At 43.6% G+C, this 12,632-nt stretch carries 8 protein-coding genes; 4 read left to right on the forward strand and 4 right to left on the reverse strand.

What is annotated here, in order from left to right; translation table 11 throughout:
- Window positions 1–138: 138 nt before the first annotated feature.
- From dnaQ to nudC, 3 genes are all read left to right on the forward strand, one after another.
- Complete coding sequence (gene dnaQ, locus BLQ60_RS02110; RefSeq protein ID WP_092615277.1) at window positions 139–1,677, forward strand: DNA polymerase III subunit epsilon; 1,539 nt, start codon at window positions 139–141, stop codon at window positions 1,675–1,677.
- A gap of 421 nt (window positions 1,678–2,098) precedes the next feature.
- On the forward strand, window positions 2,099–3,751 hold the full coding sequence (locus BLQ60_RS02115; protein WP_092615280.1) for a hypothetical protein: 1,653 nt from the start codon (window positions 2,099–2,101) through the stop codon (window positions 3,749–3,751).
- 8 nt (window positions 3,752–3,759) lie between these two features.
- Window positions 3,760–4,512, forward strand: a complete 753-nt coding sequence (gene nudC, locus BLQ60_RS02120; RefSeq protein WP_092615282.1) for an NAD(+) diphosphatase — start codon at window positions 3,760–3,762, stop codon at window positions 4,510–4,512.
- A gap of 160 nt (window positions 4,513–4,672) precedes the next feature.
- Here nudC and ahpF read toward each other — a convergent pair whose 3' ends face one another.
- Complete coding sequence (ahpF, locus tag BLQ60_RS02125; protein ID WP_092615285.1) at window positions 4,673–6,238, reverse strand: alkyl hydroperoxide reductase subunit F; 1,566 nt, start codon at window positions 6,236–6,238, stop codon at window positions 4,673–4,675.
- Between the two features lie 257 nt (window positions 6,239–6,495).
- Here ahpF and trmB point away from each other — a divergent pair, with 257 nt between their 5' ends.
- Entirely contained in the window at window positions 6,496–7,299 is an 804-nt protein-coding gene (trmB, locus tag BLQ60_RS02130; protein ID WP_092615288.1) for a tRNA (guanosine(46)-N7)-methyltransferase TrmB, read from the forward strand.
- Between the two features lie 218 nt (window positions 7,300–7,517).
- On the opposite strand, the gene BLQ60_RS02135 is transcribed toward trmB, so the two are convergent.
- The 3 genes from BLQ60_RS02135 to BLQ60_RS02145 all read right to left on the reverse strand — a co-directional run bounded on the left by BLQ60_RS02135 (window position 7,518) and on the right by BLQ60_RS02145 (window position 12,449).
- Window positions 7,518–8,057, reverse strand: coding sequence for a DUF4112 domain-containing protein (locus BLQ60_RS02135; protein ID WP_092616016.1), 540 nt, complete (start codon window positions 8,055–8,057; stop codon window positions 7,518–7,520).
- A gap of 210 nt (window positions 8,058–8,267) precedes the next feature.
- Window positions 8,268–11,348: a multidrug efflux RND transporter permease subunit gene (locus BLQ60_RS02140; protein ID WP_092615290.1), complete on the reverse strand. Its 3,081-nt coding sequence runs from the start codon at window positions 11,346–11,348 to the stop codon at window positions 8,268–8,270.
- Between the two features lie 363 nt (window positions 11,349–11,711).
- Window positions 11,712–12,449, reverse strand: coding sequence for a DUF2057 family protein (locus BLQ60_RS02145; protein WP_092615292.1), 738 nt, complete (start codon window positions 12,447–12,449; stop codon window positions 11,712–11,714).
- Window positions 12,450–12,632: the final 183 nt, after the last annotated feature.

A 12,632-nucleotide genomic window follows, 5' to 3' on the forward strand; every position in this document is an offset into this window, starting at 1 on the left:
ATGTTACAAGAGATTAAATCAATGGGCGAATGATCGCTTCCAAAGCAAGCAAATCGCATCATTCGCCTTGCACTTTGCCAAGGAACATAGCATGATTTAGCACTTCTATCGCTTAAATTGTCAGTCAATTCCTCAGTTATGCACGATTCTGCTTCAAATCTAGACGCACACAAGCACTACACGCTCTATGTCGATGGCGCATGTAAAGGTAATCCTGGCAAAGGCGGTTGGGGTGCGTATATTATTGATCCTGAACACGCCGAACAGGAATACTTTGGTGGCGCAGAAGACACCACCAACAACCGCATGGAACTGACTGCAGCGATCGAAGGCATTCGTGCCTGTCCAAACAATGCCAAATTGACCATTTATACCGACTCCAACTATGTCAAACGTGGCATTACCGAGTGGATTACAGGCTGGAAAGCTAAAAATTGGAAAGATGTTAAAAATCCTGATCTTTGGCAAACATTGGATGAGATTGTACAAGGGCGTGATATTGATTGGCATTGGATCAAAGGTCATGCTGGTCATGAAGGCAACGAACGTGCCGATCAGCTTGCTAATAAAGGCGTAGATTCACTGGCATCAAGCAAAGCACCTGCAACTTCAGATGAAGCTAAAAAAAAAGTGACTGAAAGCGATTGGTTACTCGATGATCCTTTTGGTTTAGATACAGATGATTTGGATTCAAGTGAAAGTGTATATGCTGAAAATTTGGATAGCGAAGATGTATTTGATGAAGCAAATGCAAGTTCACCATTAGACAGATCAGATGAAGAAAATATTCCACAACATACTGAACAGAAAATGTTAGAAGAAAACGACTTGAACGAAAGTAGTTTAGACCAAAATTTAGACGATGTAGTGGAAAGTCAATCCGTAAGTAGCGTTATTCACACTGAACATGCACAGATTAAAATCACTGAGACCAGCAACCCTCAAGTCGGTGAACGCTTACTGATACTCGATACCGAAACCACTGGCTTTTATTATCAAGACAGTGACCGCATCATCGAAGTCGGTGCGATTGAAATGATCAATCGCAAACTCACAGGCAGCTCTATTCACATTTATATCAACCCTGAAAAAGCCGTGGGTGAATCAGAAAATATTCACGGTATCAGCGATGATTTTCTACAAGATAAGCCCAAGTTTGCCGAAATCGCTGAGGTGTTGTTTGATTACTTAAAAGGTGCTGAGATCGTTGCGCACAATGCCACATTCGATATGAACTTCTTGGATGCCGAATTTGATCGGGCAATGCAGAAAAAGCTGTCCGATGTCTGTCGTGTGACCGACACCCTCGCCATCGCCAAGCGCAAACATCCAGGGCAAAAGAACTCCCTCGACATTCTGGTCAAGCGTTACGAGATTCCGCCACGGGATCGTACATTCCACGGTGCATTACTCGATGCGGAAATCTTGGCAGATGTGTATTTGGCGATGACTGGTGGTCAAGTCAGTTTTAGCCTCGATCAGCGTCAGTCTGAGCAAAATCAAGAGGTTAATAGCGCTACCACATTGCAGGCTGTTGAAATTCCATTGATTTATCCTCACGATGATGAACTACAAGCACACCAAGACTGGATGGCGAAATTTCAAGCCAAAAATGATCAAGGCAGTCTATTTACTCAGCTTGAATCTGCGCTATCCGAACACATTGCAAACGATTGAGTCGACAGCACATTCATAGTGGTGCCGTAGAGATCAAAGGATCAAAGCGTATAAATACTTACGCTAAATCAATTCATACGGTACGGTACATTTTCACCTGTAAAAACAGCCTATTGATGATTTTTTAGTCGACAATTTTATCAATTTTGCTTTTACTCTAAGGCGTTGAGTGGTATTTTAGCTCTAGTTGCTGTGAGTTTCTGCGTCTGCAATCCAAGTGCAATCTTAGCCCAACACGTTTAAGTAAATTTGATCGTTGTGATAGAAAAATAGAGAACGGTTTCTACGCAAATTTGTACAGGGTTGTAGCCAAAATACAGCATTTTTTGAGAAGCCTTATATTTGCATCATCAGATTGTCTTAGTGCATTTATAAGATTGGGGTTATTCGAATTATACCAACTAAGGAAAGGTGCAAACCTATGTCATTTCAGTCTTCATCACATTTTGATCCGACATCATTATTGATCGTGCGTAAAGAAATTGATCACAGCCTTAAACAAGTCGAAAATGGCGTCAGCACCTTACTTGAAGATGGCACTGCCCCATTTGGTTTGGATGATGCGCTGATCAACCTCGAACAATGTGCGCATGTATTGCGTCTGCTTGAACAACCACAGCTTGGCAAACTCACCGAATTGACTGGTCGTGTGATGAAAAAAGTCATCGAAGACAGCCAAGCACAAAGCCATGATCAAGCTCGCATCGAAGCAATGAGTGAAGCGACCAATGTCATTAAGCGTTATCTTGATTTTCTCTGTGTGCGTGAAACCTTAGCACCGCAATTTTTATTGCCAACCATTAATAAACTTGAAGCGACGCTTGGCTTGCCGATGACCCGTGAAGGGGTTTTTCTCACGCCATTTTTAGAAACGGTGCATCCAAATGTCAGTTTGGAAACCCCTGCTGAATTACCAAGCAGTCAATATGTACTACGTCTTTATAAGCTGAGTCTATTGCACTTTTTAAAAGCTGAAGAAGATGATTTAGATTTTCAGGCACTGTCTTTGTGCGGCAATTATTTATCGTCTATCGCCACGGGTACGCCGTCAGAACAATATTGGCGCTTTGTACATATCGCATTAAAAGATTTGGACAATACCATTTTGACTGACACTCGCCTGCGTGCATTGATTCAAATCGAACAGCAAAGCGAGCAATTTTTATCACGTCAGCAACTCTTTACCCCAACCCAGCAAGATTATGCCGATGTGCTGACGTTGTGCTTGAGTCAAGAAACGCCTGTGGCACAGCAGCTTCGTGAACAGCTCAATGTGCATGATGAATTGCTCAGTGATGACCAAATGCAAGTGTTGAGTCGTCAACTTTATGGTCCTGATTTGGACACCATCCAGACTGTGGTTGAACTTTTAAACAATCAAATCAAAGAGATCAGTGCACGCATCGAAACAGGTCAATATATCCAAAATGACGAGGAACGCCAAGGCATTGTCAGCAGTTTGCGTGAGTCGATTAATATCTTCCAAGTGATTAATCTCAATGATTCATCTGCGAAATTACGTGAACAAGCCGATCAAATCGAAGCCAATGAAAATCTGAGCACCGATCGTCATGCCAACGATGTAATGAATAGTTTGTTGTTTGCGACCAATTCTTTGCAGATTTTAGAGCGCAATTACACGCCTGCCCGCTTAAAGCTGAAATTCAACAATACCCAAATCACTTTGGATAAAATTGAAGAAGCGCAAGAAGCGGTTGCCAATGAAGCACGGATTGCGCTGACTCAAGTCAATGAGCAGATTTTGCAATATCAGCAAAGTCAAAATGTTGAACAACTTGCTGGCACGCCTGAGATTCTACGTGAAGTGTCTGGCGCATTATTATTCCTTGAGTCGAATGATGGACATCAGATTCTGCAAAAAGCAGCGCAACTGATCGATCAGGTCATTAGCCAGCAAAAAACTTTGGATACCCCGCAATTGAACTTGCTTGCACAAGCGATTGCCAGTGCCGATTATTACTTTGAACAACTGCAACAGCATCAGCCGATTCTAGCTAAGCCAATGCAAATTGGTTTAGACAGCATCACCGCCTTTGAACAGGCTGTTGCTTAAGGACATCTATGACCATCCACCGCGCCTATTTGTTTTGTGAACAACAATTAGTCGTCAATGATCACTTTGAGTTGCCAGAGCTTGAGGCAACTCAAGATGAGCTCTATCTCGATCACATCGCCAATCAAATCATCGTGCGTAACATCGCCAGTGATGTCCAGCTGCCAGACGGTTTTCATTTGATGCCGATCCGAGAGTTGATTATGCGCTGGAATAAAGCAGAATTTGAACAGGCTTCTCGTGCCAAGCAACTCCTAGAATGGCGAAGTAATCATCGTTTTTGTAGTAAATGTGGTTCAACGACTACACCACATACGACACAATTGGCGATGGTCTGCAGCAACTGCCATTATTTTCAATATCCTCGGGTACAGCCTTGTGTCATCACCATTATTCGCCGTGAAGACACCATCCTTTTGGCGAAATCGGTACATGCCAAAAACGACATGTATAGCTTGATCGCAGGTTTTGTCGAAGTCGGTGAAACGCTCGAGCAAGCGGTTGCTCGAGAGACTTTGGAAGAAGTGAATCTACAGGTCAACAATATTCAATATTTATCTAGCCAGCCTTGGCCTTTTCCATCCAATTTGATGTTGGCATTTTCAGCGGACTATGAAGCTGGCGAACTCAAACTACAAGAAGATGAAATCGCCGATGCGAAATTCTTTAAGATTGATGAATTACCGCATATTCCAATGCGAGGCAGTATTGCGTATGAAATGATCATGCAGATGATTGATCGTATTCGACAAGAGAGTTAAAAAAAATCCATTGCAAATCTATAGTATGATCAAATCCATACATTGAAATCGCTTTTTTTCACAAAAATGAAAATGAAAAACCCAAAACCATTGCCATGATTTTGGGTTTTATTTTTGGACTGCTTTTTAGATTACTTCTTACAAAACACTCAGTTCAATATTATTGCCCTGAACGAATCATATAATCAAAGGCGCTCAAGGATGCTTTTGCACCTTCACCAGTCGCAATGATGATTTGCTTATACGGCACCGTAGTACAGTCACCAGCGGCAAATACACCTTGCACATTGGTTTCATTGCGATCATTGACCACAATCTCACCACGAGGGCTGAGCTCGACCGCACTATCTTTTAAGAAGTCCGTATTTGGTAAAAGCCCGATCTGCACAAAGATACCCGCAAGCTCAACTGTATGTTCTTGATCAGTGGCACGATCTTGATATTTCAGTGCCGTCACTTGTTGCCCATCACCGATGACTTCGGTACTGAGCGCATTTAAGATGACTTCGGTATTTGGCAAGCTATTCAGTTTATTTTGCAAAACTTGATCGGCACGGAGCTTGGTATCAAACTCGATCAAGGTCACATGCTCAACAATTCCTGCAAGGTCAATCGCCGCTTCCACACCAGAGTTACCACCGCCGATCACAGCAACACGTTTGCCTTTGAATAATGGTCCATCACAGTGCGGGCAGTACGCCACACCACGAGTTGCATATTCGTTTTCACCAGGTACGCCCATCTTTCTCCAACGTGCACCTGTCGCCAAGATCACGGTTTTTGATTCCAGTTTTGCGCCATTTTCTAGCTCAACTTCGACCATGCCATAGGTAGTTTGATCTGCACCTGTGATTTTGCTGACTTTCTGCAAATTCATGATATCGACATCATAGTCTTTGACGTGTGCTTCGATATCAGCTGCGAATTTTGGTCCTTGCGTCTTTTTCACAGACACAAAGTTTTCAATGTCCATCGTATCCATCACCTGACCGCCAAAGCGTTCAGACACGATCCCTGTTGCAATGCCTTTACGAGCTGCATAAATCGCTGCGGTTGCACCCGCAGGACCACCGCCGATGACTAACACATCAAAGGTATCTTTGGCATTGATTTTCTCTGCATCTTTGCTGGCAGAGTCGGTGTCCAATTTCGCCACGATCTCTTCCAAGGTCATACGACCTTGACCGACTTGTTCTTCGCCTTTGAAGACCATTGGTACCGCCATGATTTTGCGCTGTTCGACTTCATCTTGGAAAAATGCGCCGTCGATCATGGTTGCTGTTGCATTTGGATTGTAGATCGCAATCAAATTCAACGCTTGCACTACATCTGGACAGTTGTGACAGCTTAGTGAGACGAACACATCAAAGTCACCTGACAAATTCAAACCTTTGATTTGATTTAAAATCTCATCAGATACTTTTGGTGCATAACCAGAGACTTGCAACAATGCCAAGATCAATGAAGTAAACTCATGACCCATCGGCAAGCCAGCGAAATGCACACGAGGTTGCTCACCGACTTTGGCAATCGCAAAACTTGGACGACGTGAATGTGTCCCATCAAAACGAGCTGTGACTTGATCAGATAGCTCTGCAATCTCAGTGACCAACTCTTTAATCTTCGCTGCATTATTCGACTCATCGAGTGAAGCAATAATTTCAATCGGTGCTTCCAAACGCTCTAAATAGGTTTTTAATTGTGCTTTAATGTTTTGCTCTAACATTGTTCATCTCTCCAAATTTCCAAAATATAAAGGGTTAAAACTTTTCAATGTCGCCATGATATGCTGTTTTTATTGATTGGTAAAACAGAATGATTTTATTAATACAATCGGTTTTTTAGATTTTTATAAAAATAACGATGAAATTACCGATCAAAGCTGTAACACAGTTTATATTTATATTTCCTGAATTTGCACAATCCAGCAGATACTTTTAGAATAGCGCCACTTCTTTTTTCAGCCATTGCATCTTCATTTTCATGTCAGAACAACACACTTCCCCACTTGCCCCGCAAAGTGCGCCACCTGTTTCCAACACACCGCAAAATGCGCTAGAAATTCGTGATCAAATCGCAGCCATCAAAAATCTCGATGAACTCACTGAACATCGTGAGATCGTCACCTTTATGCGCCGTTCTTCACCGCTGAATACCTCACAGCGTAGCGCACTCGAAGATTATCAGCATTTAATCCTTGATCAACATGCTGAAGCGTTACAATCTGGTGATCTGCGTCTTGCCTTTGCGCAGCCTGAACGCCCTTTAACTGTGGAAATTGGTTTTGGTATGGGACGCTCGCTGGTGCAAATGGCGAAAGCCAATCCTGAACGCAATTATATCGGCATTGAAGTGCATGTGCCTGGGATTGCGCAGTGTGTTTACGAAGCAGGACTTGCCGAAATTGATAATCTACGTGTGATCGATGGCGATGCGATTAAAATTCTGACCGCAATGCCTGACAACAGCATCAACTGCATTCAACTGTATTTCCCTGATCCGTGGCAAAAGAAACGTCATTACAAACGTCGTTTCGTGGTGCCAAAACGTATAGCATTGGTGGAAGAAAAATTAGAAATTGGTGGTACATTCCACTCTGCAACCGATTGGGAACATTATGCGGCGTGGATGCTTGAAGTGCTCTCAAGTCGTGAGCGTCTGAAGAACCGTGCTGGTGAAGGTAATGCGTTTCCACGTCCAGACTGGCGACCGATGACTAAGTTTGAACGTCGTGGACTTGAAGAAGGTCATGTGATTAATGACTTTATTTTTGAGAAAATCAGTTAAGTGATTGTCAGTGTTGAGATATTTCTATCGAAGCTATCTCAAAATCCAATTTTCAACCCCACCTAACCTCCCCTTAAAAAGGGGAGGAATTTTAGCCATTTGATTTTATTAAGTGATATTCCCCTGTGAAGGAGGTTTTATAGTTTTGAGAATGCTTCTTTTTTTCTTCAATCAGCAATTACAGTGCAAAAACAGATTCTTGTGCACGGTGAAATAAACTAAGCACCTTGAATCATCTGCCAGATCCAACGCCCGCCCAAAAACATCAGCGTCAAGAATGCCAGCACAAATAAGATGCCCAAAAGATCAGGAATGCGTAGCCAAATCCAGCTCACCACAGGATTGCGCCAAAATTCAGAAGTTTGCTGTTTCTTTTCCAGTGATTCATGTAAAAAAGGATGCACCACATGAATATCGCTGTCGACTTGATATTCATCCCGAATATGCTGATGCACAATATCTAAGGCTTTACGGCTCGGTCGGATAAAAATATCGAATACCGTGCCAACGATTGGCACAAAGCCAACGATCATATCCACGATTGCCAGTTGTACCACACCTTTGAGTTTGTGATTGGGCACGCCGACTTGCTTGGCTTTTTGAAAGGCATACAAGGTCAATACAAATCCGACAATATCCCCAGCAAACGGTACAGTACTCAGCGCCGCATCTGCCCCAACGCCTTGTTTGCTAAAAGGAATACGCACCAAACTGTCCATGGTATTGGCGAATTTGGCAAGATCACGTTCAATCGCCATCGCCTGCTGTTGGGTTAACTTTTTTGTCGCACTTTGTTTTTCTACATCGTAGTTTGGCTCAGCCACTCGAATCACTCAAAAGTTATTTCTATTCTCAATAACTTAGCGTAATTGTGTCGATTGAATCAAGTGTATTTTGGCAAGTCGACTCGGTTCATCACTTGGCGCTTTTCGTTGCTAATTAATACAGTCTGGTTTATGAAATCTGGCTTATGCCGTTTTCTCTTTACGAATCAAAAGATACATCAGCGGAATGAATAACAGTACCAACACCGTACCAAATAACACCCCACCAAACACACTATAGCCGATCGCTTGACGGCTCAGCGCACCAGCGCCAGCGGAAAACATCAGTGGAATCACCCCAGCACCAAAGGCGATTGAGGTCATCAGAATCGGACGCAAGCGCAATCCTGCCGCATGTAAAGCAGATTGCATCGCAGTTTGTCCTTGACGCTGTAGCGTTGCTGCATACTCCACCATCAAAATGGCATTTTTACAGGACAGTCCAATGGTGGTCAGTAAGGCAATCTGAAAATAAATATCGTTGGCAAAACCAAACACAGCACTAAAAATAATCGTTCCGCCGATTCCCAACGGAATCGCCGCCATCACTGCCGTCGGAATCGACCAACTTTCATAGAGCGCTGCAAGACATAAGAAAATAAATCCTATGGAAACTAAATACAGCCAGATTGCTTGGTTGCTGGATTGTTGCTCTTGATAAGATAATCCACTCCACGCCAAATCAATGCCATCCATTTGATCGACCAACTTGCCGATCTGTTGCATGCCTTGCCCTGTACTAAAGCCTTGTGCCGCATCCGCTTCAAGCTCCAGCGCAGGATAACCCATAAAGCGTTCTAAAGTCGGCGGTGCACCTTGCCAAGCAACTGAACTGAACTGATTAAATGGCACCATTTGCCCCTGACTATTGCGAATCGACCAATAACTCAGATCTCCAGGCTTTGAGCGATATGGCGCATCGGCTTGCAGATAGACTCGTTTGATGCGTCCACGATCGATAAAGTCATTGATATAACTCCCACTCCAAGCCGTCGATAAGGTGCTATTAATCGCATCTACATCCAAGCCATTGACCATAGCGGCTTTATGATCGATTTTGACATTCAATACCGCTTGATCATCATTGCTCTTTTTATCAATATTTTCTAAGGCATCGGTGGCATTGCCTTGTTGTTGTAGCTGTGCAAAACGATCCAACAAACCTTGCTGACCAACGCCGCTGGTATCTTGGAGCCAGTAATCAATCTTGTCAGAATTACCCAAACCACGAATCACTGACGGCGCAATCACACGGATTGTCGCTTGATCATTATTGCTAAAAAATTGATTGGCACGCTGGCGTATGGCATCGCTACTATTGTCTTGACCCTGACGATCATCCCAATGTTTTAATGACACAAATGCCATACCCAGATTTTGCCCATTACCTGAGAAATTGCGCCCATAGACTACGAACACCCCATTCAGATTCGATTGCTCATGTTCATGAAAATATTGATAAATATCCAGTCCCACTTGCTCAGTCTTGGGCATTGGCGTGCCTTGTGGCAAGCTAAACTGCACACTCAGCAATCCCTGATCTTCCTGCGGTAAGAAACTACTTGGCAAGGTACGATATAAGCCCACAAAACCGACGATGAGGAGCACAAAAATCAGTAAAGTCACCGCTTTGAACTGCATCATTAGCTCGGCAATACGCAGATAAAAATCTTTTAAACGATCGATCAGCGCATTGAAGCGTTCTGCCCATTTTGCTTTCTTTTGCGGACGTAACAGCAACGCACACAAGGCTGGCGTTAAGATCAGTGCCACCAACAGTGACAATCCCATCGCCGCCACTAAGGTCATGGAGAATTGCCGATAAATAATTCCCGTTGCACCACTAAAAAATGACATGGGAATAAATACCGCCGTCAATACCAAGGTAATGCCGATCAATGCCCCACTGATCTCTTGCATCGACTGGATACTGGCTTGTTTGGCATCAATCGCTTGCTCGTGCATGATACGTTCGACATTTTCCACCACCACGATCGCATCATCGACCAACAGCCCAATCGCCAAGACCATGGCAAATAGCGTTAAGGTATTGATACTCATCCCCAGCACATACAAGATGGCACAGGTACCCAATATCACCACAGGCACAGTTAACGCAGGAATTAAGGTCGCTCGCCAGCTTTGCAGGAATAAAAACATCACCACAATCACCAGCCCGATCGCTTCAAACAGCGTCGAAACCACTTGTGACATGGAGGCTTTGACAAAAGGCGTATCATCTCGAGGATAGACAAAATAATAGCCTTCGGGCAGATTTTTCTGGATACGATCCATCTCGGCATAGACTCGATCTGCGGTTTCCATAAGGTTTGCGCCGACCGTTAATGCCACATTAAATCCAGCCGCAGGATTGCCATTGAGATGGCTTCGGGTTTGATAATTTTCTGCACCGATCTCGACCCGTGCCACATCTTTTAAATAGACAAAACTGCCATCATTATTGGCTTTGACGATGATTTGTTCAAATTCTGCTGGCGTTTGTAACAACGACCCTGAGGTCACATTGGCATTTAAATATTGTTCAGACGATGCAGGTAAGTCCCCGACCGCACCCGCCGCAACTTGGGTATTTTGCGCCTCGAGTGCTGCTCGAACATCACTGACCATCAAGCCATAACGCTGTAACTGCACAGGATTGAGCCAGATGCGCATCGCATATTGCGAACCAAACACATTGATCTCACCGACCCCTTCGATACGGCTCAGGCTGAGCTCAATATTACTGGCAATATAGTCGGAAATATCATTATTGGTCGAGCGCCCTGTGCGATCGGCAATCGCCACCGCCATAAACGAATCGCTTAATGACTTACGGACATTGACCCCTTGGCGCTGTACATCTTCGGGCAACCGATTAATCGCACCATTGATGGCATTTTGCACTTGCACTTGCGCTTGGTCAGGATCGGTGCCCTGCGCAAAATACAAGCTGATCCGACTACTGCCATTGGCATCACTACTCGACTGAAAATACAATAGATGATCAATGCCTTTGATCTGCTGTTCTAATACCTGCGTGACACTCTCATCCACCGCCTGTGCATCTGCGCCACTATACGTGGTCGAAACGGTAATCCGAGGTGGCGCAATATCTGGATAACGCTCCACAGGAAGCTGAAATACCGCAAATAGACCCACTGCTACGGTGAGAATCGCCAGTACAAATGCAAAAATCGGACGATGAATAAAAAATTTCGAAATCATTTACATCTGTACCATCTGTTAAAGCATCACCAAAGAATCATGACAAGCAAATAAAGAAAAACCGTTGAAGGTAGCGAATAAGGCAAAGCAATGTTAAAGCGTGTATGTTGAATCTGAGACAACGACATCACGCACTAAAATCATTTATCACATGAATTTATAACACGTTTTTTATGAAAACATTATGGCAATTTTTTGCAAAGATTAATAAGAATCATTCATAAATAAAGCTGATCTTTCATGATTTAGTCACGTAAAAATAGCGCCACGCAAAAACCGAATACGATACAGTATTCGGTTTGGATTACAATAGATCAGATCTCAACGAAAAAGTCTGAATTTGGCTTGGTTTATAGCTATTTTTTATTGCTGTGCCGCTTGTTCTGCAAGCCAAGCGCTGAACTTCTGACGCTCTTGCGGTGTTGCAGATTGCCAAAGCTGAATCAATTGCTGTGCCTTGCCTGACGATGCCAACTGTGTCTGCACGGTTGAAACATTGACTGCACTGACATTTTGCGTAGTTGATGTATTACTGAGCATAGACGACTGCGACGACACATTATTTTGCGATTTGTCTTTGTTGCGCAAATCCATCACCGAACCAAAAATGCCATTACTCAGCCACGGTTTTGCCTTACTATTTGCACCAGTCTGCTTGGCGATCAACTGCCCTTGTGCATTTTGTACACCGATGGTTGGCTGTGCCGCAAATGCTTTACCTTCATCAAAATTACTCGGCGCACCGACCAAAGCCAATTGATAATTTTGCCCATCTTGGAGTTGTACTTGGTTTAAGGTCACAATGTCAGATTTGAGCACATCATGCTCGCCCGAACGGTGATCAAAAAGTTGCTTATAACGCACTGAGATATTGTGCGTGCCTGCATCGAGTTTGTAACTTTTTTCCTGACCGCCAAACAATCCGCCACGAATCTCTTGATCATTGATCGCCACCACATCGATTTCTTCAGGTGCGGTCACCGTAACATCGGCATGAACCAATGCGCCTGTTAGCAACATCGACAGACCCAAGAGTGTCGATGTTAAAGAAGATTTGACTGCTGAGGTGAGATTGCATGGAGATTGTGTGGTAAATTTCATGAGATTGCCCAATTCATTAATTTGTCATAAATTATTGACTTTGCACTATGCGCACTTTTGATGACATTTTTATGACATTGCCTGCAAAGCATCGCTTTTGTAGATCACGTGAAGCATGCAAGTAGAATGTTCAGTACTCATGATTTCAAGTTAAAGCCAAACCAAAACCTAGATAAATTAAAA

Source organism: Acinetobacter marinus, from assembly GCF_900096915.1.
Classification (GTDB): Bacteria; Pseudomonadota; Gammaproteobacteria; order Pseudomonadales; family Moraxellaceae; genus Acinetobacter; species Acinetobacter marinus.